At 70.0% G+C, this 26,034-nt stretch carries 24 protein-coding genes and 1 riboswitch; of the genes, 11 read left to right on the top strand and 13 right to left on the bottom strand.

Annotation, left to right across the window (positions count from 1 at the left end; translation table 11 throughout):
* Positions 1 to 5: 5 nt before the first annotated feature.
* The gene (locus tag OG867_RS15690; protein WP_161207619.1) at positions 6 to 458 is read right to left on the bottom strand and encodes a GNAT family N-acetyltransferase; all 453 of its coding nucleotides are present in this window, start codon (positions 456 to 458) and stop codon (positions 6 to 8) included.
* Between the two features lie 28 nt (positions 459 to 486).
* Positions 487 to 948 carry a MarR family winged helix-turn-helix transcriptional regulator gene (locus OG867_RS15685; protein WP_406285965.1) on the bottom strand — a complete coding sequence of 154 codons (462 nt, stop codon included), beginning with the start codon at positions 946 to 948 and terminating at the stop codon, positions 487 to 489.
* A 137-nt stretch (positions 949 to 1,085) separates the two neighbouring features.
* On the opposite strand from OG867_RS15685, the gene OG867_RS15680 reads away from it, so the two are divergent.
* Positions 1,086 to 2,297, top strand: coding sequence for an MFS transporter (locus tag OG867_RS15680; protein WP_406285963.1), 1,212 nt, complete (start codon positions 1,086 to 1,088; stop codon positions 2,295 to 2,297).
* A 10-nt stretch (positions 2,298 to 2,307) separates the two neighbouring features.
* Here OG867_RS15680 and OG867_RS15675 read toward each other — a convergent pair whose 3' ends face one another.
* From OG867_RS15675 to OG867_RS15650, 6 genes are all read right to left on the bottom strand, one after another.
* Positions 2,308 to 3,192, bottom strand: a complete 885-nt coding sequence (locus OG867_RS15675; protein WP_406285961.1) for a GNAT family N-acetyltransferase — start codon at positions 3,190 to 3,192, stop codon at positions 2,308 to 2,310.
* Between the two features lie 139 nt (positions 3,193 to 3,331).
* Positions 3,332 to 3,811 (bottom strand): NUDIX hydrolase, encoded by a 480-nt coding sequence (locus OG867_RS15670; RefSeq protein WP_328901193.1) that lies wholly within the window; start codon positions 3,809 to 3,811, stop codon positions 3,332 to 3,334.
* A gap of 63 nt (positions 3,812 to 3,874) precedes the next feature.
* On the bottom strand, positions 3,875 to 4,186 hold the full coding sequence (locus OG867_RS15665) for a hypothetical protein (protein WP_406285958.1): 312 nt from the start codon (positions 4,184 to 4,186) through the stop codon (positions 3,875 to 3,877).
* Positions 4,187 to 4,278: 92 nt separating this feature from the next.
* On the bottom strand, positions 4,279 to 4,614 hold the full coding sequence (locus OG867_RS15660; RefSeq protein WP_406285956.1) for a LysR family transcriptional regulator: 336 nt from the start codon (positions 4,612 to 4,614) through the stop codon (positions 4,279 to 4,281).
* Between the two features lie 208 nt (positions 4,615 to 4,822).
* Positions 4,823 to 5,953, bottom strand: coding sequence for a cystathionine gamma-lyase (locus OG867_RS15655; RefSeq protein WP_328901195.1), 1,131 nt, complete (start codon positions 5,951 to 5,953; stop codon positions 4,823 to 4,825).
* Between the two features lie 86 nt (positions 5,954 to 6,039).
* Entirely contained in the window at positions 6,040 to 6,417 is a 378-nt protein-coding gene (locus OG867_RS15650) for a phage holin family protein (RefSeq protein ID WP_328901196.1), read from the bottom strand.
* A 68-nt stretch (positions 6,418 to 6,485) separates the two neighbouring features.
* On the opposite strand from OG867_RS15650, the gene OG867_RS15645 reads away from it, so the two are divergent.
* The 4 genes from OG867_RS15645 (at position 6,486) to OG867_RS15630 (ending at position 8,697) form a co-directional block, all read left to right on the top strand.
* A complete protein-coding gene (locus tag OG867_RS15645; RefSeq protein WP_328901197.1) occupies positions 6,486 to 6,803 on the top strand; it encodes a cupin domain-containing protein in 318 nt (105 codons plus the stop codon).
* Between the two features lie 129 nt (positions 6,804 to 6,932).
* Positions 6,933 to 7,148: a DUF5326 family protein gene (locus OG867_RS15640; RefSeq protein WP_161207624.1), complete on the top strand. Its 216-nt coding sequence runs from the start codon at positions 6,933 to 6,935 to the stop codon at positions 7,146 to 7,148.
* Between the two features lie 239 nt (positions 7,149 to 7,387).
* Complete coding sequence (locus tag OG867_RS15635) at positions 7,388 to 8,158, top strand: IclR family transcriptional regulator (protein ID WP_406285953.1); 771 nt, start codon at positions 7,388 to 7,390, stop codon at positions 8,156 to 8,158.
* Between the two features lie 101 nt (positions 8,159 to 8,259).
* Entirely contained in the window at positions 8,260 to 8,697 is a 438-nt protein-coding gene (locus OG867_RS15630; protein WP_018101854.1) for an SsgA family sporulation/cell division regulator, read from the top strand.
* A 79-nt stretch (positions 8,698 to 8,776) separates the two neighbouring features.
* Here OG867_RS15630 and OG867_RS15625 read toward each other — a convergent pair whose 3' ends face one another.
* Positions 8,777 to 10,105: a YibE/F family protein gene (locus OG867_RS15625; protein WP_406285951.1), complete on the bottom strand. Its 1,329-nt coding sequence runs from the start codon at positions 10,103 to 10,105 to the stop codon at positions 8,777 to 8,779.
* Between the two features lie 70 nt (positions 10,106 to 10,175).
* A riboswitch (TPP riboswitch) is annotated at positions 10,176 to 10,309 on the top strand.
* On the opposite strand from OG867_RS15625, the gene thiC reads away from it, so the two are divergent.
* Positions 10,302 to 12,095, top strand: coding sequence for a phosphomethylpyrimidine synthase ThiC (gene thiC, locus OG867_RS15620; protein ID WP_406285949.1), 1,794 nt, complete (start codon positions 10,302 to 10,304; stop codon positions 12,093 to 12,095). Its footprint overlaps the riboswitch before it by 8 nt.
* Before the next feature lie 56 nt (positions 12,096 to 12,151).
* On the opposite strand, the gene OG867_RS15615 is transcribed toward thiC, so the two are convergent.
* From OG867_RS15615 to OG867_RS15605, 3 genes are all read right to left on the bottom strand, one after another.
* A complete protein-coding gene (locus OG867_RS15615) occupies positions 12,152 to 12,961 on the bottom strand; it encodes a hypothetical protein (protein WP_406285947.1) in 810 nt (269 codons plus the stop codon).
* 182 nt (positions 12,962 to 13,143) lie between these two features.
* Positions 13,144 to 14,202, bottom strand: a complete 1,059-nt coding sequence (locus OG867_RS15610) for a metallophosphoesterase (protein WP_406285945.1) — start codon at positions 14,200 to 14,202, stop codon at positions 13,144 to 13,146.
* 175 nt (positions 14,203 to 14,377) lie between these two features.
* Positions 14,378 to 15,490: a LacI family DNA-binding transcriptional regulator gene (locus OG867_RS15605; protein WP_026171354.1), complete on the bottom strand. Its 1,113-nt coding sequence runs from the start codon at positions 15,488 to 15,490 to the stop codon at positions 14,378 to 14,380.
* Between the two features lie 371 nt (positions 15,491 to 15,861).
* Between OG867_RS15605 and hisC the strand changes: the two genes are divergently transcribed.
* From hisC to OG867_RS15580, 5 genes are all read left to right on the top strand, one after another.
* Complete coding sequence (hisC, locus tag OG867_RS15600; protein ID WP_406285943.1) at positions 15,862 to 16,941, top strand: histidinol-phosphate transaminase; 1,080 nt, start codon at positions 15,862 to 15,864, stop codon at positions 16,939 to 16,941.
* Between the two features lie 237 nt (positions 16,942 to 17,178).
* Positions 17,179 to 18,687, top strand: coding sequence for a cytochrome ubiquinol oxidase subunit I (locus OG867_RS15595; protein ID WP_406285941.1), 1,509 nt, complete (start codon positions 17,179 to 17,181; stop codon positions 18,685 to 18,687).
* A 16-nt stretch (positions 18,688 to 18,703) separates the two neighbouring features.
* Positions 18,704 to 19,705 carry a cytochrome d ubiquinol oxidase subunit II gene (gene cydB / locus OG867_RS15590; RefSeq protein WP_406285939.1) on the top strand — a complete coding sequence of 334 codons (1,002 nt, stop codon included), beginning with the start codon at positions 18,704 to 18,706 and terminating at the stop codon, positions 19,703 to 19,705.
* A gap of 45 nt (positions 19,706 to 19,750) precedes the next feature.
* Positions 19,751 to 23,284 (top strand): thiol reductant ABC exporter subunit CydD, encoded by a 3,534-nt coding sequence (gene cydD, locus OG867_RS15585; RefSeq protein ID WP_406285937.1) that lies wholly within the window; start codon positions 19,751 to 19,753, stop codon positions 23,282 to 23,284.
* Positions 23,285 to 23,386: 102 nt separating this feature from the next.
* Positions 23,387 to 25,063 carry a GAF domain-containing protein gene (locus tag OG867_RS15580; RefSeq protein ID WP_328901207.1) on the top strand — a complete coding sequence of 559 codons (1,677 nt, stop codon included), beginning with the start codon at positions 23,387 to 23,389 and terminating at the stop codon, positions 25,061 to 25,063.
* 47 nt (positions 25,064 to 25,110) lie between these two features.
* Here OG867_RS15580 and OG867_RS15575 read toward each other — a convergent pair whose 3' ends face one another.
* Complete coding sequence (locus tag OG867_RS15575; RefSeq protein ID WP_406285934.1) at positions 25,111 to 25,995, bottom strand: Cof-type HAD-IIB family hydrolase; 885 nt, start codon at positions 25,993 to 25,995, stop codon at positions 25,111 to 25,113.
* Between the last annotated feature and the right edge of the window lie 39 nt (positions 25,996 to 26,034).

Genomic DNA, 26,034 nt, shown 5'->3' with positions numbered 1-26,034 from the left:
GCAGGTCAGAGGGCGAGTTTGAAGCCCACATGGCTGGCGACGAACCCCAGCCGCTCGTAGAAGCGATGCGCGTCGGTGCGGGACGTGTCGGAGGTGAGCTGGACCAGTTGGCAGCCCTGCCGACGTGATTCGTCCACCGCCCACTGGATCAGCCGGGTGCCGAGACCGCTTCCCCGTTCGTCCGCGTGAATGCGGACACCTTCGATCACGGACCGGGTCGAACCGCGCCGGGACAGCCCCGGGATCACGGTCAGCTGGAGGGTCCCGACGACCCGCTCCTCGCGCACGGCGACCATCATGTGCTGATTCGGATCGTCGGCCAGCCGCCGGAGCGCCGCTCGGTAGGGCGCGAGGTCGTCCGGCGACTCGCGCTGCGCGCCCAACGGGTCGTCGGCGAGCAGGGCCACGATCTCGGCCAGATCGTCAGCGGTCGCGCGGCGTATCTCCAGATCGCTCATGATCCGCAGCCTACGCAGTCGCCAGGCCCTAAGCGGGAACGGCCTTCAGTTCCTCGACGGCCCGGACGAGCGGGGCCAGTTCGGGATTCTCGGCGGCCTCGTCGAGCGCGATGCGCAGCGAGCGGTCGTTGGTGGGGCGGGCCTCGGAGAGCAGGGTGAGCCCGTCGGGGGTGACATCGGTGTAGATGCCCCTGCGGTCGGTGTCGCAGAGATACCGGGTCAGCAGTCCGCGGTCTTCGAGGCGGGTGACCAGGCGCGTGGTGGCGCTCTGGCTCAGCCCGACGGCGTCCGCCACCTGCTTCATCTGCAGGTGTCCGCCCGGACCGCTGTGCTGGCGGCTGAGCACGTCCAGCAGGGAGTACTCGCGCACGCTCAGGTCGTGGCCGCTCTGCAGGGCCCGCTCGATGCGGGTCTCGATCTTGCCGTGGAGCAGGGACAGCGCGATCCAGCCCTGGGAGAGGGCGGTGAGGGCCGGGTCCGTGGCTGTCATGGTCTCTCCTCCGTGCCGGAGCTGCTTACGTCCAGAGTAGCCGACGACCGCAATAGCCAGCGTTTGCAATTAAAGAGCGTCTGCAACTATTGTCTACGCATGTAAGGCGCAGTAGCAATCGTCTGGGAAGGGAACCCATGCCGCTCGCACTTCTCGCCCTGGCCATCGGGGCATTCGGTATCGGGACCACCGAGTTCGTGGTCATGGGGCTGCTTCCGGAGGTGGCCGCCGGGTTCCAGGTGTCCATCCCGGCCGCAGGCTTCCTGGCCACGGGCTACGCGCTCGGCGTCGTGCTCGGCGCGCCGCTGATGACCGCGCTCGGCACGAGGGTCAGCCGCAAGCGGATGCTGATGATCCTCATGGGCCTGTTCATCGTCGGCAATGTGGTCACCGCGGCCGCCCCCGTCTTCGAAATGATGGTCGTCGGCCGCGTGATCGCCTCGCTCGCCCACGGTGCCTTCTTCGGCATCGGAGCGGTTGTGGCGGCCGATCTGGTCGCCCCGCAGAAGAAGGCGGGCGCCATCGCCCTGATGTTCACCGGGCTCACCGTCGCCAACGTCGTCGGGGTGCCGGTGGGCACCTACGTCGGGCAGCACGCCGGGTGGCGGGTCACGTTCTTCCTGGTCGCAGCGCTGGGTGTCCTCGGCCTGTACGGCGTTGCCCGGCTCGTTCCCGAACAGCCCCGCGCCGAGGGTGTCAGGCTGCGGCAGGAGGTCGCCGCCTTCCGTAATGTGCAGGTCCTGCTCGCCATGGCGATGACGGTCCTCGGGTTCGGCGGCGTCTTCGCGGCGATCACCTACATCACGCCGATGATGACGGAGACCGCCGGCTACTCGGCCTCCGCCGTCACCTGGCTGCTGGTCCTCTTCGGCCTCGGCATGGTCGGCGGCAACCTGATCGGCGGCAGGTACGCCGACCGCCGCCCCACGCTGATGCTCTCCGTGTCACTGAGCGGCCTCGCCCTGGTCCTGGCCCTGTTCACCCTGACCGCCCACAACAAGGTCGCGGCGGCAGTCACCCTCGTCCTGATCGGTGCCTTCGGCTTCGCGACCGTGCCTCCGCTCCAGAAGCGGGTGCTCGACCAAGCGGTGGACGCCCCGACGCTGGCCTCCGCGATGAACATCGGTGCCTTCAACCTCGGCAACGCGCTCGCGGCCTGGCTCGGCGGGATCGTCATCGGTGCCGGTCTCGGCTACACCGCCCCCAACTGGGTCGGAGCGGCACTCGCGGCATCGGCTCTGGTCGTCGCCCTCGCCTCCAGCGCGCTGGAGCGCCGTACGACCGCACCGAGCCGCCTCGTCGCCACCCACACCCCGGAGCCGGCGGTGGTCGCCGAGCCCCGGAGCTGATTCCTGGGGGTCAGCCCGTGGCCAGGCTGAAGGGCGCGAAGTACCGGGGCCAGTCCGCGTACTGCCGTCCGCCGAGCGCCATCACCGTGGTCTCCGAGCTCGACCGCAGTCCACAGCGCCCGAGCCAGTCCAGCAGGTCCTCGTGGCGGGCGTCGACGTCCACGCGCAGCGGCCGGTCCGTCGCCTCGGCGAGCGAGGCCACGAGCAGCTTCGCCGTCGAGGTGTCCTTGGCGATCAACGGCCCGACCGCGTGGTTCGCCGCGCTCGGCGAGAGCGCGGCGAATCCGGTCAGCTCCCCGTCCTCCTCGGCGACCCGCAGGTGATCGGCGAACGTCGGGAGCCGGGTCAGCAGGTGCGTACGGTCGAGCCCGAAGACGACCGAGTCCAGCTGCACCACCGCCCGCAGATCGTGGGCGGAAGCGGACCGGATGATGGTCCCCGAGCCGCTGAGAGGCTTCCGGTCGGCTGCCGCAGCCAGTACGAAGGCCCCGCTCAGGCGGACGGCGCGTCCGACCGGCGTGAATCCGAGCTCTTCGTAGAGGGGGCGGCCCGCCGCCGTCGCATGGAGGCTGAGCGGGGTGTCTCCCGCGGCCTCGATCACCCGTTGCATCAGATATCGGCCGACTCCGCGCCGGGCATGGCGCCCGGCGACCAGCAGCATGCCGACGGCGGCCATCTCGGGGCCGTACGGGACCACCACACAGGTCGCCATCAGACCCTTGCTGTCGGGGTCATCGATGCCGTAGCCCGTACCGGCGGCGAGCAGCAGCGTCCAGCGCTCCTCATCGCGCGGCCAGCCCCGGTCCTCGCTGAGATCGGCGCAGGCGACCAGGTCGTCCCGAGTGAGGCGCCGGACGGGGAGATCGGACAGCGGGCGGGGCAATGAGCTGGGCATACCGGCCAGGCTCTCCGACCGATGATCGCCCGTCCACCGCTTTACCGGAACTGGCCGACTCCCGCAGCGAAATTCGAGCCCGGGCCTCCGACCGCGAACGGTTTCACGTGAAACACGAACAGGCGCGAGAGACGACGCGTCAGCCCAGGTCGGCGGCGTGCAAGGCCCGGACTCCCTCGATATTGCCGTCCAGATAGTGGCGCAACGACAGCGGCACGAGGTGCACCGCGGCGATGCCGACCCGGCTGAAGGGCACGCGTACGACGTCGTACGCGCCGCAGGGGGCGTCGATCTCGGGGCCGTGGCGCAGGGACAGGTCCATGGAGTCGAGGCGGCAGACGAAGAAGTGTTGGACCTTGACGCCCTTCACCCCGCCTTCCTCGATGTGTTCCACGGTGTCTACGAAGCAGGGCACCACGTCGGTGATCTTGGCGCCCAGTTCCTCGTCCACTTCGCGGTGCAGGGCGTCGACAACGGTGGCGTCCTCGGGTTCGACGCCGCCACCCGGCGTGACCCAGTACGGGTCCACCCCGGGCTTGGTGCGCTTGATGAGGATGAGGTCGTCACCGTCGAGCAGGATGGCGCGTGCGGTGCGCTTGACCACAGGACGTTCGGTCATGGCAGAAGCGTGGCCCACGGGACCCGTTCTGAAACACCGGGGCGCTGTCGGGTGCTCCTGCGGTCACCAGTCGGCCGCGGCCCGCAGCAGCCATTCGTGTGCTCGGGCGAGATGGGGAAGCGCGAGCGTGTCGGTCCGCGTGGCCAGGAAGTACGTGCGCAGAGGCGGGACCGGAGGATCGGTCCAGCATCGGGAGATGAGCGGCAGGCTCTCGTGCACCTCCACCACGGGCAGCTGCTCCAGGACCATGGGACCGTTGCGTCGCAGCGTGCCCGGCCCCAGCCGGCCGGCCCAGCGCGGGGCGGCGACCAGGACGTGCTCCTCGTCGCAGAGAGGGGCGGCGGTGAGCAGCTCCCCGCGCGGCCGGACCGTCACGACGGCCAGGTCGTGGTGACCGGCGGCCAGGCCCTCCAGGGTCTCGTCCGTGTCGGCGGAGAACGAACCGCGCAGCGCGATGCCCTGGGCGATCAGCGTGTGAGCGCGGGCAGGACGCGCAGGGAGAGGAATTCCGGCGGACCCGCCAGATGCAGGGTCCGTACGCCCGACTCCTCATCGAGGTCGGTCTCGGCGATCTCGACCAGTGCGTCCAGGTGCGGGGCGGCCCGGTGCGCGAGTTCGTCGCCGATCGTCGTCGGGGTGGCTCCTCGGGCCCTACGCAGGAACGGCGGACGGCCCAGCTGCCGTTCCAGGGTGCGTATCTGTGAGGTCACGGCGGGGTGCGAGAGGCCCAGCAGCGCGGCGGCGCGGGTGAACGAGCCGGCTCGGTGGACGGTGACGAAGGTGCGCAGCAGGGCCAGATCCACGTCTCGTCCCTCCCGCCCTCACGCAGTGACGCATCCGAGGGGCCCCGGAGAACCACAAATATGTCGATAGGTCGCTGCCGCTACTGTGATTGGACGCTGACGCAGAGACAACTAGCCTTGTCGAAGCGGCTCTTCGGGGGAAACGGGAGGGGCCGGGCGGTCCGAGCCACGAGGGGGGAGGCTCGGACCGCCATACCGCGCGACGGAATCAGCTCCCGGCGGTGGCCGCGGCCAGTGCCTGTTCGACGTCGGCCACCAGGTCGGCGGTGTTCTCGGCGCCGACGGAGAAGCGGATGAAGCCTTCCGGTACGGCGTCGCCGCCCCAGCGGCCCCGCCGCTCGGCGGTGGAGCGTACGCCTCCGAAGCTGGTGGCGTCCTCGACCAGCCGCAGGGCCGCGAGGAAGCGCTCCGCGGTCCCCCGGTCGGCGAGTACGAACGACACCACGGAGCCGAAGCGCCGCATCTGGCGTACGGCGTTCGCGTACGAGGGGTCGGTGGGCAGGCCGGGGTAGCGCAGCCCGGACACGGCCTGGTGCTTGGCGAGCACCTCGGCGAGCGCGAGGGCGCCGGCGCACTGCCGCTCGACCCGCAGTTCCAGCGTGGCCAGCGACCGGTGCGCGAGCCATGCCTCCATCGGGCCGGGGATGGCACCGACGATCTTGCGCCAGCGCCGCACTCCGGCCGTGAGCTCGGGATCGCGGCAGGTCACATGGCCGAGCAATAGGTCGCCGTGGCCTGTCATGCCCTTGGTGTCACTGGCCACGGAGAAGTCGGCACCCAGTTCCAGCGGACGCTGGCCGAGCGGGGTGGCCAGGGTGTTGTCGACGGCGACCAGCGTGCCGACCGCGTGCGCGGCCGTGACGAGGCGCCGCACGTCGCAGACGTCGAGGCCCGGGTTGGAGGGCGTCTCCAGCCACAGGAGCTTGGCACCCTTCAGGACGGCGAGCTGTGCGTCGCCGCCGGTCGGCGCGGTCCGCACCTCGACTCCGTACGCCTCCAGCTGCTCGCGCAGCAGGGGAAGCGCCTGATAGCCGTCATCGGGGAGGACGACGGCGTCGCCGTTGCGCGCCTGGGAGAGGAGGACGGCCGAGATCGCCGCCATTCCGGAGGCGAAGACGGTGGTCTCCACGTCCTCGCCCGGTGCTTCGAGCTCTCCGATGGCCTGTTCCAGGCGGGTCCAGGTCGGGTTGCCGTCCCGGCCGTAGGTGTAGGGGCCGGTCGGCTCGCCGGACAGGTGGAAGTGCGCGGCGAAGACCGGTCCGGGGAGGGTGGGCTCGTACTGCTGGGGTTCCGGCAGTCCCGCGCGTACCGCACGTGTTCCGTCGCCCTGGGTACTCATGGTTCTTCCTCGCTTCTCTCCCCGGCCGGTCGCCGGTCCTGGTCGCACTGTTTCAGGTGGACGCGGTTCGCCTCCCGCCGGGCGGATCAGTCCTCGTCCGGGAGGACGACGTTCAGTGCCCAGGACACGATCGAGATGATCAGGCCGCCGAGAACGGCGGTCCAGAAGCCCTCGACGTGGAAGCTCAGGTCGAGTACGTCGGCCAGCCACGAGGTGAGCAGCAGCATCAGGGCGTTCACCACGAGGGTGATCAGGCCCAGCGTGAGGATGAAGAGCGGCAGGGTGAGCAGCTTCACGATCGGCTTGACCACGACGTTGACCAGGCCGAAGACCAGCGCGACGAGGATCAGGGTCAGGGCCTTGCGGCCGGTGCTGCCGCCGGTCAGCGTGATGTCCTGGACCAGCCAGATGGCCACGGCCAGCGCACCCGCGTTGGCGATCGTCTTGACTACGAAATTCTTCATGTGTCTGATCGTGGCAGACATGATCGGTGGCGGACACCGGCTGGGCAGAGGCAAGGGGCGGACGGTCCATGAAGGCATTCAGGCTGGACGAACTGGAGGCGGAACGGGCCGCCAACGACGGTGCGTACCTGCAGTTTCTTCGCGAGCGGAACATGTCGGTCGGTCTGTACGCCCTGGACGCCGGCGAGCTCGACCCGCAGAAGCCGCACAGCCAGGACGAGGTCTACCTCGTGGTCAGTGGTCGCGCGTCGATCACCGTCGGCATGGAAACGACACAGGTGGGGAGAGGAAGTGTCGTGTACGTACCCGCCGGCACGGCCCACAAGTTCCACCACATCACCGAGGACCTGCGCGTGATGGTGGTCTTCTCGCCGCCCGAGGGATGAGTTCGCGGCCGGTGCACCCCAGGGTTCCCTAAGGGATCGATCAGGGGAGGACAAGGGGTTCCCGGGGCCCGGCGGCCGTCTTTCGCCTCTAGCATCGAAGCAGGAACTCACAGAGACGAGGTAAGGACGATGGCCGTGCGGGAGATATTCGCTGGGATGCCCTGGTGGGTGAAGTGGATCGCGGTGCCCGTGCTCGCGATCGTCGTGTTCGGTGGCCTGATCGCCAGCCTGGTCACGTTCGTGGTCGGCCTGCTCTTCAAGATCCTGATCTTCGTGATCCTGGTCGGCGGGCTCGTTTTCGTCGTACGGAAGTTCATGTCGTCGTCCTCCGGAAACGGCTGGTGACCGCACGTCCGACGGGGGATTAGCCCAGCTGAGCTAAGGGAAAGGCGAATCGGCACCCGGTCACAGGGCGGCCGATACAGTGACTCTCCTCTGCCACCACCTGGGAAAACACCGTAAGTCACCACCCCGACCAGTGGTTTGTGCGGGATCCGGCCTCCGGACCCCAGGTCCGCGGCAGACCTGTGGGGGCGGCCCCCACGGGCGGGCTGACCGCCCGTCACCACGCCTGGGGGTGACCGTTGACCACGGCATCGAGTACGGCTGTTCCGACGCTCATCGGGTCGGTGCAGCGGGCGCTGAGGCTGCTGGAGGCTGTGGGTACCCATCGCGACGGGGCCCCGGCCAAACAGCTCGCGAGGGAAGCGGGGCTTCCTCTTCCCACCGCCTACCACCTGCTGCGGACCCTGACCCACGAGGGGTATCTGCGCCGGGAGAACGGCGTCTTCCGCTTCGGCGCCGCCGCCGAACGGCTGATGGGCGACCGCGCCGCTCAGAGCCGCCGCAGCATCATGGCCCGTTCGCTGGGCCGCTGGCGGGACGTCGTCGGAGCCCCGGTGTACTGCGCCATCTACCGCGAGGGCGAGATCGAGCTCCTCGCTGTGGCGGACACCCCCGAGCGGCCGGCGGTCGACGAATGGGCGGCGTTCCGCGAGACCGGGCACGCGCACGCGATCGGTCAGTGTCTGCTGAGCCGGCTGGACGAGAAGGCCCGTGAGGACCACCTGGACCGGCACCCGGTGCGCCCGCTGACCCGGTACTCGGTGCGCGACCGTGCGGCGTTCCTCACCCGGCTGCGGTCGCTGGAGCGTACGGAACCGGTCATCGAGCGGCAGGAGTACGCGCTCGGGACCGTCTGCGCCGCCATCCCGATCACGGCCGGATTCACCGCCGCAGCGATGGCCATTTCGGTACCCCTCCACGAGGAGGATCGGTTGCTGCCCGCAGTCGAACGACTACGCGGTGAAGTGTCTAGCCTCTTGCGTTCGTTCGTGTTCTCTATCAGTATCTGAAAAATCACTCCTTGTGATCTGCTATCGCGTGCACCACGATGGCGTCAATAGGGCCATGGGGGATCATTCCTGGCCAGATTCATCTACTGCGGGGTTGAACGATGCGCGAGTCGGTTCAAGCTGAGGTCATGATGAGCTTCCTCGTCTCCGAGGAGCTCTCATTCCGTATCCCGGTGGAGCTCCGGTACGAAGTGTGCGATCCGTACGCGATCCGGATGACCTTCCATCTGCCCGGCGACGCCCCCGTCACCTGGGCCTTCGGCCGTGAGCTGCTGCTCGACGGCCTCAACAGCCCCAGTGGCGACGGCGATGTGCACATCGCGCCGACCGAGCCTGAGGGGCTGTGTGATGTACACATCCGGTTGCAGGTGGGCGCCGACCGTGCGCTCTTCCGGGCGGGCACGGCACCTCTTGTCGCCTTCCTCGACCGTACGGACAAGCTGGTGCCGCTCGGGCAGGAGTGCACGCTGGGTGACTTCGACGGCAACTTGGAGGAGGCGCTGGGGCGCATTCTGGCCGAAGAGCAGAACGCGGGCTGAAGCGGTCCACGGCCCGGGAGCCGTCTTGGCACTCGAACACGACACCTGCCGATCGGGTGAATCACGCTGTGTGTTCAGGTCACGACCTCGCCCGCCGTCGCCGGCCCCTGCCGCTCCGCACGGGTGCCGAAGCCCCGGCTTCCGCGCCGACCCCCGTGCGGTCCGCGGAGACGACCAGCGCCGCGAGCGCTGTCGTCACCGGCACGGAGGCGACCAGTCCGATCGAGCCCACGAGGGTGCGCACGATCTCCTCCGCCACCAGCTCGCTGTTGGCGACCGTCCCCACACTGCTCTGCGCGACCGTGAACAGCAGCAGGAGGGGCAGCGCGGCGCCCGCATAGGCGAGCACCAGGGTGTTGACCACGGAGGCGATGTGATCGCGGCCGATTCTGATCCCTGCCCGGTAGAGCTGATTCGCACTCATGGTGGGGTTCGCCTGGCGCAGCTCCCAGACCGCCGAGGTCTGGGTGACCGTGACGTCGTCAAGCACTCCCAGGGAGCCGATGATGACGCCGGCCAGCAGCAGTCCGCTCATGTCGATGTGCGGATACAGGCCGTGGATGAGGCCGGTGTTGTCGTCGGTGTTCCCGCTCAGGCTCGCCCAGCCGATGAAGAGCGAGCCCAGCAGCCCGATCAGGACCAGTGAGATCAGGGTGCCGATGACGGCGACGGAGGTGCGGGCGGTCAACCCGTGGCAGATGTAGAGCGCGATCAGCATGATCGCTCCGGCCCCGACGACCGCCACCAGCAGCGGATTCGAGCCCTGAAGTATCGCCGGAAGGATGAACAGGGTCAGTACGGCGAACGACAGGGCGAGCGCCACCAGGGCCATGACCCCGCGCATCCTGCCCACGAGCACCACCGCGAGGGCGAAGATCCCGGCCAGCAGTATCAGCGGGAACTTCCGGTTCACGTCCGTCACGGAGTACTGGAGGTCATGGGGCGCGTCGGGGGCGTACGCCACCACCACCCCCTGGCCCTCCCGCAGTTGCCTCGGCGCGTCCGGCTGCACGACTTCGACGAACCGGCGCCCCGAGTCGGGGCCGGTGGTGACCTCGACGGTGGCCTTCTCGCAGAGTCCGCCGGAAGCCGACCGGCCCTCGGGGGGTTGGGTCTCGCCGCTGACGGGAAGCTGGGCGGCGTTCACGTCCTTGCAGTCGACCTCGACGACGCTCACCACCTTTCCCTGCTGGGTCTGCCGGTCGAAACCGACGCCGGTCCGTTCGTGCGCCGGCGCACCATTCGGCCAGAGCACCACGAGACCGACGAGTACGGCGGTCGCGAAGGGGATCAGCACGGCGGCGATCACCTTGCGCAGATGGGTGGAGACGGGTGCGGCCGGGCCATGGCTGTGCGTGTGCGCGTGCTGATGGCCCTGCGGTTCTGAGTCGCGATGAGGGGGCGTCACCGGCCGATCATCGCAAGAAGGACGGGGCCCTCTGTTCAGCTCGCCCGTCCGAGGGCTAGCGTGGTGGCACCTTTGCACACGCGGGAGCTCGGAGCACCGGGCTGAGAGGGCGCTGACCGCCGTACGACCGTACGGGAGACGCTGCGCCGACCGCCGAACCTGTTACCGGGTAATGCCGGCGTAGGGAGTAGGTCTCATGACCACATCGGACACACGCACGCCTGCCTCCAATCAGGGCGACGAGGCCGGGAAGTCCATCGGCTGGCACAAGGGATACGTCCAGGGGCCGCGCCCCGACATCCGGGTGCCGGTCCGCCAGGTGCGCCTGACCAACGGCAAGGACATGACGCTGTACGACACGTCCGGGCCGTACACCGACCCCGCGGCCGAGACCGACGTCCGGCGCGGCCTCGCACCGCTCCGGGAGAACTGGATCATCGCCCGCAGCGACACCGAGGAGTACGCGGGCCGCCCCGCCCGCCCGGAGGACGACGGGCTCAAGCACACCTCGCCGCGGGGTGGGCTGCGCAATCTGGACGCGGTGTTCCCCGGTCGGCCGCGCCGCCCGCGGCGGAGCCGGGACGGCCGCCCCGTCACCCAGCTCGCGTACGCCCGCAGGGGCGAGATCACCCCGGAGATGGAGTACGTCGCGGTCCGCGAGAACGTGCCGGCGGAGGTGGTGCGCGAGGAGATCGCGGCCGGCCGCGCGGTGCTGCCCGTCAACGTCAACCACCCGGAGACCGAGCCGATGATCATCGGAAAGCGGTTCCTGGTGAAGGTCAATGCCAACATCGGCAACTCCGCGGTGACGTCCTCCATCGAGGAGGAGGTGGACAAGATGACGTGGGCGACCCGGTGGGGCGCGGACACGGTCATGGACCTTTCCACCGGCCGCAACATCCACACCACCCGTGAGTGGGTTCTTCGCAATTCACCCGTGCCGATCGGAACCGTCCCCCTTTACCAGGCCCTTGAGAAGGTCGACGGACGGGCGGAGGAACTGACCTGGGAGATCTACAAGGACACCGTCGTCGAGCAGGCCGAGCAGGGCGTGGACTACATGACGGTGCACGCCGGCGTACGCCTGCCGTACGTGCCGCTGACCGCCCGGCGCAAGACGGGCATCGTCTCCCGGGGCGGCTCGATCATGGCGGCGTGGTGCCTGGCGCACCACAAGGAGTCGTTCCTGTACGAGCACTTCGAGGAGCTCTGCGAGATCCTCGCCGCGTACGACGTGACGTACTCACTGGGCGACGGGCTGCGCCCCGGGTCGATCGCGGACGCCAACGACGAGGCCCAGTTCGCTGAACTGCGCACGCTCGGCGAACTGAACGCGGTCGCCAAGCGCTTCGGCGTGCAGACCATGATCGAGGGCCCGGGGCACGTCCCGATGCACAAGATCAAGGAGAACATCGACCTTCAGCAGGAGATCTGCGAGGAGGCGCCGTTCTACACGCTCGGCCCGCTGACCACCGACATCGCGCCGGCGTACGACCACATCACCTCGGGCATCGGCGCCGCGATGATCGCCTGGTGGGGGACGGCGATGCTCTGTTACGTGACGCCCAAGGAGCACCTGGGGCTGCCGAACCGGGACGATGTGAAGACCGGGGTCATCACGTACAAGATCGCGGCCCATGCCGCCGACCTGGCCAAGGGGCATCCGGGGGCGCAGGAATGGGACGACGCGCTGTCGGACGCCCGGTTCGAATTCCGCTGGGAGGACCAGTTCAACCTGGCGCTCGACCCGGACACGGCGCGGGAGTTCCACGACGAGACGCTGCCGGCCGAGCCCGCGAAGACGGCGCACTTCTGCTCGATGTGCGGTCCGAAGTTCTGTTCGATGAAGATCAGCCACAGCATCACCGAGCAGTTCGGCGGCGCGAACGGCGCGGAGGCGACGGCCGAGGAGATCGCCGAGGGGATGCTCGGCAAGTCGCGTGAGTTCGCTGCGGGCGGGAACCGGGTCTATCTGCCGTTGTCCGACTGACCTGGCACGGGACCGGCCGCGCACGGCTCCGGCGCCTTCCGCCGGGGCCGTGGCGGTCAGTCCAGTTCGTGCTCGGGACCGCCGAAGTCGGGGCTGGTGAAGTCCGGGCTGCTGTACGTGGGGCGGGGCGCCGCCGCCGGGCCCTCGTCCGGCCCGGCGAAGTCGGGCCTGCTGTAGCCGATCTTGGGAAGGCGGCCCGTGGGGCGGTGCGGGGCCGGGACCGCAGGACCGGCGGGCTCGGTGAGCGCGTCGCGCAGGAAGGGCACGATGCCCCGCTCCAGCAGCGCCTGCCGCCAGACGTCCTTGGCGAGGGCCACGTCGTCGGGCAGTTGCTCGCGGGCTTCCCGGGCCGGCAGGGACGTCGAGCCGTTGCGCAGGGCTGCGATGAGCAGGCCGATGGCGGCGACGAAGATGGCGGCGGCTGTGACGGCGGCGAAGAACCAGCCCGCGTCCACCATGGGACCGGCGAAGGCCGGTGGTGGCTCCAGCATCTTCAGGAGGTAGCCGACCAGCAGGAATATGGCCGCCGCCGTACCCGCCAGCATCGGCGCCAAAACGGTGACGACCGCTCCTAGGCCGGCGCCCGACTGACCGAGGCCGTCCGAAGCCGTGCCGGAAGCCGTGTCCCGGTCGGTGGTGCGTGCTTCGTCACGGGCCTTCACGTACTGCTCGTACTCGGCGGCGGCCGTGACGGTGATCAGGGCGACGGCCGCCAGCGCCATGGTGCGCAGCTGGGCGGCGCTGAGGCGTTCACCGACGGCGGCCAGTTCCGGTCGTTCGTGTGCGTGACGCAGTGCGTCGTCGAGGAGCCGTTCGTACTCGGGCCGGTCCTCGGTCAGCAGGTGCGGAGCGCTGTTCATCTGCATCCCCCGATGCTCCGTCGGGCCTGTGTGCCCGCTGGGTCCGGGCAGTTTGGGCGGAAACGGAGGAGAGCCTGCTACTGATAGGCCGATGGTAGAGCGCGCACAGCACGGGGTGACAGAGGGTTTCCGGAAATAGCCCCAGTACTCGGCGTGGTCAGCTCGGGATGCGTCTTCCCCGCGGGGCGTCAGTCATGCAGGGGGAGTTGGACGACCAGTAGCTTTCCGGCCATGGTCACCCCGCCGTCCATGGCGATGGCGAGCCCGTCCGCGTACACATGCGGCCCGTCGACCTGCGGCCCGGCGCCGTCCTCGCCGTCCTCGGAGCCGACCTCGCCGGTCAGGTACGGGATGGGGCTGTGACCATGGACGACGCGCCGGCCGCCGTAGGCCGCCATCAGCTCCTGGACGGCCTGAGCGCCCGAGTCGTCGCGGAAGGCGAACCGCTTGGTGAGCTTGCGGAACAGGTCCCAGCACTCGTCGGCGTCGTTACGCGTGAGGATGGCGTGGACCGTGTCGTTGACGTCCTCGATGGTGGAGCCGTAGTCGAGGTACGCCGTCGTGTCCGAGTGCATCAGGAGGTGCCCGTCCTCCTCGACGACGGCGTCGAGCCGGGACATCCACTGGAGGTGGACGTCCTGAAGGCGCTCCATGTCCGTCTTCTGCCCACCGTTGAGCAGCCAGGCGGCCTGGAAGGTGGCCGTTCCCGCGCCGGAGTTCACCGGGGTGTCGCCGAACCGCTTGGCGCCGATGAGCAGCAGTTCGTGGTTGCCCATCAGGGCCTTGCAGTAGCCGCCGGCGGCCGCGGCCTCGGCGGAGAGCCGCATGACGAGGTCGATGACGCCGATGCCGTCGGGGCCCCGGTCCGTGAAGTCGCCGAGGAACCAGAGGCGCGCGTTGCCCGCCGCCCAGCGGCCTTCGGAGTCGATCAGGCCCTGTTCCGCGAGGGCGGCGAGCAGCTCGTCCAGGTAGCCGTGGACGTCACCGACCACGTACAGGGGGCCGAGGCCCGGGTCGGCGGAGGGGCGCGGTTCGGGCACGGGCTGCACCTGGGCGGGTTGGTCGACGCTGATGACGGGAAGGTCGCGCGCCGTCGGGGTGTACCCCTCCGGCGTTTCGCCCTCGGGGAAGGCGTTCCCCGAGGGCGGCGACGCGGGTGGCGCGGGGGACTGCGCATAGGGCGGTACGCGGAAGTCGCGCAACGTCGCCGTCCGCACCGCGGGTTCCTGACCGGCCCCCTGTGTCATCGACCCCTCCACACCACCGTCGCGCCGCCGTACACCTGACGGGCCCTGCTGGTCGGGTTGGTCCGCGGTGTCGTGCGCCCATCATAGGAATGCAGATCGTGCTCTGGGACGCACCAGGGGTGGTGAATCCTTCCGCATGCCAGGTTCGTCGGTCGATTGGTCCTAATTGGGATGATCAGTCCCCTGCCGGGGAGCGCGGCGCACTGACCGTGGTGCGGGGCGGGCGGCGTTGCGAGGACGTCCGGACGATGAGCTCCGTCGGCACCACCCGTTCCACCGGACCGTCCTGGTCCACTCCCTCGATGGCGTCGATGAGCAGTTGGACGACTGCCGTGCCGATCCTCCGCGGCTTCAGCGAGAGCGTCGTGATGGGCGGCTCGGTCGTCGCGTACACCGTGGATTCGCTGCAGCAGACGAGCAGCAGGTCCTCGGGGACGCGCAGGCCGTAGCGGCGTGCGGCCGCCAGCAGGTCCGTGCCGTTGGGGTCGAAGAGCCCGTAGACGGCGTCGGGCCGGTCCGGACGGGCCAGCAGCCGGTCGGCGGCCACCGCCCCCGCGCACGGGTCATGGGCGGGATAGGACTCGTAGACCGGATCCTGTCCCACGCGCTCGCACCAGTGCAGGTAGGCGGTGGTGGAGAGCCGGGTGTACGTGTCGGTGGTGGTGCCGGTGAGCAGTCCGATACGGCGGGCCCCGGCGGCGGCGAGATGGTCGAGGAGGTCGAGCACGGCGGCCCGGTGGTCGTTGTCCACCCAGGCGGTCACGGGCAGCGATCCGGCGGGGCGGCCGTCGGAGACGACGGGCAGCCCCTGGCGGACCAGCTCGGAGACGACCGGGTCCTGGTCGGACGGATCGATGACGACGGTGCCGTCGAGCGCCACGTTGGACCAGACGTCGTGGCGCGAGGTCGCCGGCAGGATGACCAGGGCGTAGCCGCGGGCGAGGGCCGCTGAGGTGGCCGCTCTCGCCATTTCCGCGAAGTACGCGAACTCGGTGAAGGTGAAAGGTTCATCCCCGTACGTCGTCACGGTCAGGCCGATGAGGCCGGACTTGCCGGTACGGAGCGTGCGGGCCGCTGCGGAAGGGCGATAGCCCAGGCGCTCTGCGACCTCGCGGACATGGCGGCGGGTGGCGTCCGGGAGCCTGCCCTTGCCGTTGAGCGCGTCGGAGACGGTCGTGATGGAGACGCCGGCCGCGGCGGCCACATCCCGGATTCCGGCACGTCCCTGCCTGCCGCCGCGCCGGGGGGTCTCCGTCCGGCTCACCTGGTGCTTCCCTGCTGCTGTCATGGCGAGCCGATAGTAGGGGTCGGGCGGGGCATTGGTCCGGTCGCATATTCACGCGTTGACAGGCACGTTTCTGCAAGGTCATAAGGCGGCAATCGGCTTATGAAGCAAGGCTGTTGGTCGGGTCTACCGTCATGTGTCACGCATCCGGCCGGATGGACCTGCCGAGGGGGCAAGGTCTCGGGGAGGTCTCAACTCACCTTTTCGAGGGACGCGCGCCACGGAGTGAGCCACCGGCGCGCGCCACCTCCGGTCGCGCTCCCCCTCATTCCGGGGTTCACCGGACGAATCCGCTGCCCACCCGTTCGCAGTGGCGCCCAATCCTCATAAGGTGAGCAGTATTGATGTGTACGGATGGTCGAGGAGGACCTGCGGTGAGCGAGACGAGCCCCAAGCTGCGCGCCGAACTGGACGGCGTTCCCGCCTATGTTCCGGGCAAACCGGCATCGGCGGACGGACCCGCCGCTTTCAAGCTGTCCTCCAACGAGAACCCGTATCCGCCGCTGCCCGGCGTGATGGAGAGCGCGCTCGCAGCCGCTGAGCACTTCAACCGTTATCCGGACATGGCCTGCACCGGCCTGATGAACGAGCTGGCCGACCGTTTCGGTGTGCCCGTGTCGCACCTGGCCACGGGTACCGGTTCGGTCGGCGTGGCCCAGCAGCTGCTCCAGGCCACCTCGGGCCCGGGCGACGAGGTGATCTACGCCTGGCGCTCCTTCGAGGCGTACCCGATCATCACGCAGGTCAGCGGCGCGACCTCGGTCAAGGTGCCGCTGACCGACGGTGATGTGCACGACCTGGACGCGATGGCGGACGCGATCACCGACCGGACGCGGCTGATCTTCGTCTGCAACCCGAACAACCCGACCGGCACCGTCGTGCGCCGGGCCGAGCTGGAACGATTCCTCGACCGGGTGCCGAGCGATGTGCTCGTGGTGCTGGACGAGGCGTACAAGGAGTTCATCCGCGACGTCGAGGTCCCCGACGGCCTCGAGATCTACCGGGACCGCCCCAACGTGGCGGTGCTGCGCACGTTCTCCAAGGCGTACGGGCTCGCGGGGCTGCGGATCGGCTTCGCGGTGGCCCATGAGCCGGTGGCGGCCGCGCTGCGCAAGACGGCGGTGCCGTTCGGCGTGAGCCAGCTCGCCCAGGACGCGGCGGTGGCCTCGCTGCGCGCCGAGGACGAGCTGCTCGGCCGGGTCGGCTCGCTGGTGTGCGAGCGGGACCGGGTCTCCGAGACGCTGGCGCGGCAGGGCTGGACGGTGCCCGAGTCCCAGGCGAACTTCGTCTGGCTGCGGCTGGGCGACCGGACCCTGGACTTCGCGGCGGCCTGCGAGAAGGCCGGTGTGGTGGTCCGGCCGTTCGCGGGCGAGGGCGTGCGCGTGACGATCGGCGAGAACGAGGCGAACGACCTGTTCCTGAAGGTGACGGAGTCGTTCCGCCAGGAGCTGTAACCGGCGTCGTCCGGCAGCAGGGCCCCGTATCTCGTGAGAGGTACGGGGCCCTTTCGCATGCCCGGAGCGGGGCCGGCGGATGACAGGGGACCCCGGGCGAAGATCCCGAAAGCATGTGCGCCATAATTGCTTGTGAATGTGAACGCGTTCACAAGCGTGTCCTGCTTCCTCCCGTGATCCGTTGGATTTCACGGACAAATCGCCGCTGTGGCGGCGGTGACGTAAGGAGAAGACGACGTGGAGCTAGCTCTGGCGCCGGAGACCCTGGCGCGATGGCAGTTCGGTACGACGACCGTCTACCACTTCCTCTTCGTTCCTCTGACGATCTCTCTCGCGGCGCTCACCGCCGGCCTGCAGACCGCCTGGGTGCGGACCAACAAGGAGAAGTACCTCAGGGCCACCAAGTTCTGGGGAAAGCTCTTCCTGATCAACATCGCCATGGGTGTCGTCACCGGCATCGTCCAGGAGTTCCAGTTCGGGATGAACTGGTCCGACTACTCGCGGTTCGTCGGTGACATCTTCGGGGCTCCGCTCGCGTTCGAGGCCCTGATCGCGTTCTTCTTCGAGTCCACTTTCATCGGCCTGTGGATCTTCGGCTGGGACAAGCTGCCGAAGAAGATCCACCTCGCCTGCATCTGGATGGTGTCCCTGGGCACCATCCTCTCCGCCTACTTCATCCTGGCGGCCAACTCCTGGATGCAGCACCCGGTCGGCTACCGCATCAACAAGGAACGCGGACGCGCCGAGCTCACCGACTTCTGGCACGTGCTCACGCAGAACACCGCGCTGACCCAGTTCTTCCACACCATCACGGCCGCCTTCCTGGTCGGTGGCGCGTTCATGGTCGGCATCGCGGCCTTCCACCTGGCCCGCAAGAAGCACATTCCGGTGATGCGGACCTCACTGCGGCTGGGCCTGATCACCGTGGTGATCTCCGGCCTCCTGACCGCCGTCAGCGGTGACCAGCTCGGCAAGGTGATGTTCAAGCAGCAGCCGATGAAGATGGCGGCGGCCGAGGCGCTGTGGGACGGACAGAACGGCGCGCCCTTCTCGATCTTCGCCTACGGGGATGTCAGCAAGGGCCACAACTCCGTCGAGATCTCGGTCCCCGGGGTGCTGTCCTTCCTCGCCGACGACGACTTCCACTCGTACGTGCCGGGCATCAACGACATCAACAAGGCGGAGCAGGAACGCTTCGGTCCCGGTGACTACCGGCCCAACATCCCCGTCGCCTTCTGGAGCTTCCGGTGGATGATCGGCTTCGGCATGGCCTCGTTTGGCCTCGGCATCCTCGGCCTGTGGCTCACCCGGAAGAAGTTCATGCTGCCCGAGGCGATGCGCACCGGTGAGGACGAGGTGCCGCATCTCGTCCTCTTCAAGACGAAGGCCCTGAGCCCGCGCCTCACCCGGTACTACTGGATCGTCGCCCTGTGGACCCTGCTCTTCCCGCTGATCGCCAACTCCTGGGGCTGGATCTTCACCGAGACGGGCCGGCAGCCCTGGGTGGTCTACGGCGTGCTCCGGACCCGTGACGCGGTCTCCCCCGGTGTCTCCCAGGGCGAGGTGCTGACCTCGCTGATCGTCTTCACCGTGCTTTACGCGGTGCTCGCCGTCATCGAGGTCCGGCTCCTCCTGAAGTACATCAAGGCCGGACCGCCGGAGCTCACGGACGACGACCTCAACCCGCCCACCCGGATCGGCGGCGACCACGAAGACGCCGACCGGCCCATGGCCTTCTCCTACTGAGAGCGGGAGCCGAGATATGGAACTCCACGACGTCTGGTTCGTGCTCATCGCCGTCCTGTGGACCGGCTACTTCTTCCTGGAGGGCTTCGACTTCGGGATCGGCGTCCTCACCAAGCTGCTGGCCCGGGACCGCAAGGAACGGCGGGTGCTGATCAACACCATCGGCCCGGTCTGGGACGGCAACGAGGTCTGGCTGCTCAGCGCCGGCGGAGCGACCTTCGCCGCGTTCCCCGAGTGGTACGCCACGCTGTTCTCCGGCTTCTACCTGCCGCTGCTGGTCATCCTGCTCTGCCTGATCGTGCGGGGTGTCGCCTTCGAGTACCGGGCGAAGCGGCCCGAGGAGAAGTGGCAGACCAACTGGGAGCACGCGATCTTCTGGACCTCGCTGATCCCCGCCGTGCTGTGGGGTGTGGTCTTCGGCAACATCGTGCGCGGCGTGAAGATCGACGCGCACATGGAGTACACGGGCAGCGTTCTGGACCTGCTCAACCCCTACGCGCTCCTCGGCGGCCTGGTCACCCTCACCCTCTTCACCTTCCACGGCGCGGTGTTCGCCGGGCTGAAGACGGCCGGTGACATCCGGGCCCGGGCGCGTGGGCTGGCCCTGAAGCTGGGCGCCGTCACGGTGGTGCTCGCGCTCGCCTTCCTCATCTGGACCCAGCTCGACAACGGGGACGGGCGGAGCCTGATCGCGATGGCCGTTGCCGCGGCGGCGCTGGTCGGTGCCATCGCGATGACCGCGGCCGGCCGTGAGGGGTGGTCCTTCGCGCTCTCCGGCGTGGCCATCGCGGCGACGGTCGCGATGTTCTTCCTGACGCTCTTCCCGAACGTCATGCCGTCCTCGCTGAACGATGCCTGGAGCCTCACGGTCACCAACGCCTCGTCCAGCCCGTACACGCTGAAGATCATGACCTGGTGTGCCGGGATCGCCACCCCGGTCGTACTGCTCTACCAGGGGTGGACGTACTGGGTGTTCCGCAAGCGGATCGGCACCCAGCACATCGCAGAAGCGCACTGACGCAGTGAGTTCCCTGACCGAGCCGAGCCGCAAGGGATGTTTCACGTGAAACCGATCGACCCGCGCCTGCTCCGCCACGCCCGCGCCACACGCCTGTTCATGGTGGCTGTGGTGGTTCTCGGCCTGGCCGGGGCGGCGCTGGTCATCGCCCAGGCCATGCTCATCGCCGAGATCGTGGTGGGCGGCTTCGAGGTCGGGCTTACGGGGGGCGGGCTTCGTACCCCGCTTTTGCTGCTCGCGGCGGTCGCGCTCGGGCGTGCCCTGGTCGCCTGGCTCACCGAGCTGGCCGCCCACCGGGCCGGGGCGGCGGTCAAGTCCGAGCTGCGCCGACGGCTGCTCGACCGCGCTGCGGAGCTGGGGCCGGACTGGCTGAGCGGGCAACGCACCGGCTCGCTGGTGACGCTGGCCACCCGGGGGATCGACGCCCTGGACGACTACTTCGCCCGCTATCTGCCCCAGTTGGGGCTCGCGGTGGTCGTGCCGGCGGCCGTGCTGGCCAGGGTCGTCACCGAGGACTGGGTGTCGGCGGCGATCATCGTGGTCACGCTGCCGCTCATCCCGCTCTTCATGATCCTGATCGGCTGGGCGACCCAGTCGCGCATGGACCGTCAGTGGCGGCTGCTCTCCCGGCTCTCCGGTCACTTCCTCGACGTGGTGGCCGGACTGCCGACGCTGAAGGTGTTCGGCCGGGCGAAGGCCCAGGCCGAATCCATCCGCAGGATCACTGCGCAGTACCGGCAGGCCACCCTGCGCACCCTGCGGATCGCCTTCCTGTCGTCCTTTGCCCTCGAACTCCTCGCCACCCTCTCGGTGGCCCTCGTCGCGGTCACCATCGGCATGCGACTCGTACACGGTGAACTCGACCTCTACACCGGCCTGCTGGTCCTGATCCTCGCGCCTGAGGCATATCTGCCCATCCGGCAGGTGGGGGCGCAGTTCCATGCGGCCGCCGAGGGCCTTTCGGCTGCGGAGGAGGTCTTCGCGGTGCTGGAGACGGAGCCCCGCGCGAGTGGTACGAGGGAGGTGCCCGAGTCGCTGCGGCTGGAGTTGGAGGGAGTGACGGTACGCCACGAGGGGCGGTCCGAGCCTTCGCTCGCCGCTGCCTGGCTGACCGTCGAGGAGGGGGAGACGGTCGCCCTGGTCGGCCCGAGCGGTGTCGGCAAGTCCACCCTGCTGAACGTGGTGCTGGGCTTCACGGCACCCGACGAGGGCCGGGTACGGGTCGGTGGCACCGATCTGGCGGACGTCTCCCTCGAACGCTGGCGGGAGCGCATCGCCTGGGTGCCGCAGCGCCCCCATCTCTTCGCGGGCACGATCGCGGAGAACGTGAGGCTCGCCCGGCCCGCCGCCGACGACAGCGCGGTGACGGCGGCGCTGCGCGACGCGGGGGCGTACGAGTTCGTACGAGGGCTTCCGGACGGCGACCGCACGGCGCTCGGTGAGGACGGCGCCGGGCTCTCCGCGGGCCAGCGGCAGCGGATCGCGCTGGCCCGGGCCTTCCTCGCCGACCGGCCGGTACTCCTGCTGGACGAGCCGACCGCGAGCCTGGACGGCGAGACGGAGGCGGGGATCGTCGAGGCCGTACGGAGGCTGGCGGCGGGCCGGACTGTGCTGTTGGTCGTGCACCGGCCGGCGCTGCTGTCGGTCGCGGACCGGGTGGTGACGCTGACGGCCCCGGCTGCCCTTGCCCAGGAAACGCCTGTTGCGCTGCCCGGCCCCGTGGGCGCGCCCAGCTCCGTGAGCGCGCCCAGCGACATCCTGCCGGCCGAGCCGGCGCCCGCGGCCGAAGTGCCCGAGGAGACCACGACAGCGCGCAGGCACGTGCTGACCCGGGTCCGGGACGCCGCAGGCGCCCAACGTGCCCGGTTCGGGCTCGCCCTGCTGCTGGGAAGCCTCGCTCTGGGGTCCGCCGTGGGGCTCATGGCGGTCTCCGGCTGGCTGATCTCCCGGGCGTCCGAGCAGCCGCCCGTCCTCTATCTGATGGTCGCGGTGACGGCTACCCGTGCCTTCGGCATCGGGCGGGCGGTCTTCCGCTACGCCGAGCGCCTCGTCTCCCACGACGCGGTCCTGCGCATGCTCGCCGAACTGCGCGTCGCCGTGTACCGCAGCCTGGAGCGCATCGCGCCGGGCGGCCTGCGCGGCGCCCGGCGCGGGGATCTGCTCTCGCGGCTGGTCGCGGACGTGGACGCGCTCCAGGACTACTGGCTGCGGTGGCTGCTGCCCGTCGGCACCGCCGTCCTCGTGGGCGCCGCGACCGTCGGCTTCACCGGCTGGCTGCTCCCCCAGGCGGGCCTGGTCCTGGCCGTGGGGCTGCTGCTGGCGGGCGTCGGGGTTCCGTTCGTCAGCGGTGCCTGCGCGCGCCGTGCGGAGCGCCGCCTGGCCCCCGCCCGGGCCGGTCTGGCCACCCGGATCACCGATCTGCTGGGCGGGACGGCCGAGCTGACCGTGGCGGGTGCCCTGCCGGGGCGGGTGGCCCGCACGCGCGCGGCCGACGCCGTCCTCACCCGGATCACCTCGCGTGCGGCGACCGCGACCGCGCTCGGGGGCGGCCTCACCGCTCTGATCGCCGGCCTTACCGGGGTGGCCGCCGCCTCGGTCGCCCTTCCGGCGGTGGCGGACGGCCGGCTCGCCGGTGTGGAACTCGCCGTCGTCGTCCTCACTCCGCTGGCCGCCTTCGAGGCCGTCACCGGTCTGCCGCTCGCCGCCCAGTACCGGCAGCGGGTCAGGCGGAGCGCGGAGCGCGTGTACGAGGTGCTGGACGCCCCCGTGCCCGTACGGGAGCCCGAAGCACCGGCCGCGACGCCGGTGAGCCCGTTCCCGCTGGAGCTGCGCGGGCTGTCGGCCCGGTACGCGGACACGGCCCACGACGCGCTCGCCTCCGTCGACCTCACACTGGAGGCGGGGCGCCGGATCGCCGTCGTGGGGCCCTCCGGTTCCGGGAAGACCACGCTGGCCCAGGTGCTGCTGCGCTTCCTGGACGCGCGGGCGGGCAGCTACCGGATCGGCGGCGTGGACGCCTCGGCGCTGGACGGGGACACCGTGCGGAGGTTCGTCGGGCTGTGCGCCCAGGACGCCCACATCTTCGACAGCTCGCTCCGGGAGAACCTGCGGCTCGCCCGTCCCGCCGCGGCCGAGCCCGAACTGCGCGACGCCCTGGCGCGGGCCCGCCTGCTCGACTGGGCGGACGCGCTGCCGGACGGGCTGGACACCCTCGTCGGGGAGCACGGCGCCCGCCTCTCCGGAGGACAGCGTCAGCGGCTCGCCCTGGCCCGGGCCCTGCTCGCCGACTTCCCCGTCCTCGTGCTGGACGAGCCCGCCGAGCACCTGGACCTGCCCACGGCGGACGCCCTGACGGCGGACCTGTTGGCGGCGACCCTGGGACGTGCGACGGTCCTGATCACGCACCGGCTCGCCGGTCTCGACGCCGTGGACGAGGTGGTGGTTCTGGAGGCGGGCTCGATCGTGCAGCGGGGCCCGTACGACGTACTTGCCTCGGTGGACGGCCCGCTGCGCCGGATGCTGGCGCGGGAACGGGAGAGCACCGGGCAGCCGGGAGCGACTGCGGGGGCCCGCTCGTAGGTCCTGCCCGGCCGCTACCGGGAGAGCGCGGGCACGCTTCCGGAAGCGGCGCGAACCCGCTTCCGACTTTCCAGGGCGAATGCGACTAATTAGGCTCGCAGTATGTCTGAGGAGGATCCGGCCAGGAGCCTGCAGGGCCTGTCCACCGAGCTCACCGCCCAGGTGCCGCGGCTGCTGGAAGCCATGCGCTCCGTGGGCACCGGCCTCGAACTGCATTCCACGCTCGACCGGATCTGCGAGACGGCGGCGGAGCTGGCCCACGCCCGCTACGCCGCGATCGGGGTCGTGAACGAGGAGGGCGAGGGGCTCTCCGACTTCGTCACCTATGGGGTGCCCGACCCGGTGGCGCACGAGATCGGCCGACTGCCCGACGGGCACCAGGGCCTGCTCGGCGCCCTCATCCACGACCCCCGCCCGCTGCGCCTCGCGGATCTGACCAGCGATCCGAGGTTCGCCGGTTTTCCGCCCGGTCATCCGCTGATGCGCACGTTTCTCGGCGTTCCGATCAGGGTCCAGGGCGAGATCTTTGGCAATTTGTATCTCGCCGAGAAGGACGGCGGAGGCGAGTTCAGCGGCTACGACCTGCACCTGGTGCGCGTACTGGCGACGGAGGCCGGGATCGCCATCGGCAACGCCCGGCTGTACGAGGCGGCCCGGCAGCGCGAGCGGTGGATCGACGGCTCGGTCGCCGTGACGACCGCCCTGCTCTCCGGTAGCGACGCCGACGACGCCCTCGCGGTCGTCGCGGAGCAGGCCCGCCGTCTCGCGGGGGCCGCAGCCGGCATCGTGCTGCTGCCGGCCGAGGGCGGCGGCCTGGAGATCGTCGCTGTCTCGGCGGACGATCCGACCGACTCGCTCGGGGTGATCGTTCCCGCTCAGAGCCCGGTGGTGGGCATGCTGCTGAGCGGCGAGGCGGTCTTCGTGGACGACTCGGCCACCGACACCCGCTTGATCACCAGGCTGGCGGATCCGTTCGGTCCGAGCATGCTGCTGCCCCTGCACAGTGGGGGCCGGGTGCTGGGCGCGCTGGCCATGCCCCGGGCCAGGGGTGACCGGCCCTTCACGGAGACCGAACGGACGCTGGCCACCCAGTTCGCCTCGCAGGCCGCGCTGGCCCTGATGATGGCCGACGCCCAGCGCGACCGGGAACGCCTCGCGGTCTACGAGGACCGCGACCGGATCGCCCGTGACTTGCACGATCTGGTCATCCAGCGGCTGTTCGCGACCGGGATGATGCTGGAGAGCGCGCAGCGGCGGTCGGACGTACCGGAGGTGCAGACCGGGGTCGGCCGCGCGGTGGACGAGCTGGACGTGACCATCCAGGAGATCCGGACCGCGATCTTCGCGCTCCAGCAGGAGCCGGCGGAGGCACCGTCCGGGCTGCGCACCCGGGTCCTGCGTGAGATCAACATGGCGTCCGTGCCCCTGGGCTTCAAGCCGTCCCACCACTTCCTCGGTGCGGTCGACTCACTGGTCGGCGAGCTGACGGCGAAGAACCTGATCGCGGCGCTGCGGGAGGCGCTGTCCAACGCCTTCCGGCACGCCGGCGCGGCCCGTATCGAGGTGGTCGTGGACGCGACCGTCACGCTGGACGACGGGCGGGACGCGGTGCGGCTGTCGGTCGCCGACGACGGGGTGGGCATGCCGGAGGGCGGGCGCCGCAGTGGACTGCGGAATCTGGCCCGTCGGGCGGAGTCGCTGGGCGGGGCCAGCTGGTTCGAGCGGGGGATCGGGGAGGACGGCGGCGGTACGACGGTGGTGTGGCAGGCACCGCTGTGAGGGTCGGACCGGGACCTGTGGGCCCCGGCCTCAGGTCCCCGCCCGGCTCAGCGCCCCGCGAGGCTTCCCGCGCGTGCGGCGAGGATGCGCTCGATGACCACGGCCACGCCGTCCTCGTTGTTGGTGGCCGTACGCCCGGACGCGGCGGCCAGGGCGGCCGGATGTGCGTTGCCCATGGCGTACGAGCTGCCGGCCCAGCTCAGCATCTCCACGTCGTTGGGCATGTCCCCGAAGGCGACGACCTCGGCGGCCGCGATGCCGCGCTCGGCGCAGCACAGTTCCAGGGTGCTGGCCTTGGAGACGCCCGGCCCGCTGATCTCGATGAGCGCGGTGGGGCTGGACCGGGTGAAGGTGGCGCGCTCCCCGGCGGCCGCCCGGGCCAGCGCCAGGAACTCGTCCGGATCCAGCTCGCCGTGGCGGGCGAGCAGCTTCAGCACGGGCACGCCGTCGCCCGGGGCCTCCTCGTGCAACAGCTTCTCCGCGACGGCCACGGTGGCGCCCGGGTCGAGGTAGAAGGGCGGGTAGGCGGGCTCGTAGTGGATGCCGGTGGCCAGCTCGACCGCGAAGGACGTGCCGGGCGCGGCGGCGCGCAGCGTGTGGACGACGTCGAGTGCCGTCTCGCGCTCCAGGCCCCGGACCTTCAGCAGCCGTCCGCCGGCATGCAGATCGGCGACCGCCGCGCCGTTGGCGCAGATCGCCAGACCGTGTCCGTGGACGTGGTCGCTGACGACATCCATCCAGCGGGCGGGGCGGCCGGTGACGAAGAAGACCTCGACCCCCGCTTCCTCGGCGGCCGCGAGCGCCCGGACCGTGCGGTCCGAGACGGTCTTGTCGTCGCGCAGAAGAGTGCCGTCCAGATCCGTGGCGATCAGCCGGGGAGCGACGGGAGCGGACTGCTCGATAACGGTGGTCACCCGTACATTCTCGCGCATGGAAGCGCACGTGCGTGCGGAGGGTCGCACATTTGAGAG

Origin of the sequence: Streptomyces sp. NBC_00209 (assembly GCF_045206345.1) — a bacterium.
GTDB lineage: Bacteria > Actinomycetota > Actinomycetes > Streptomycetales > Streptomycetaceae > Streptomyces.
Note: the sequence above shows the minus strand (reverse complement) of the source record. Positions and strands in the feature narration are given on the sequence as shown.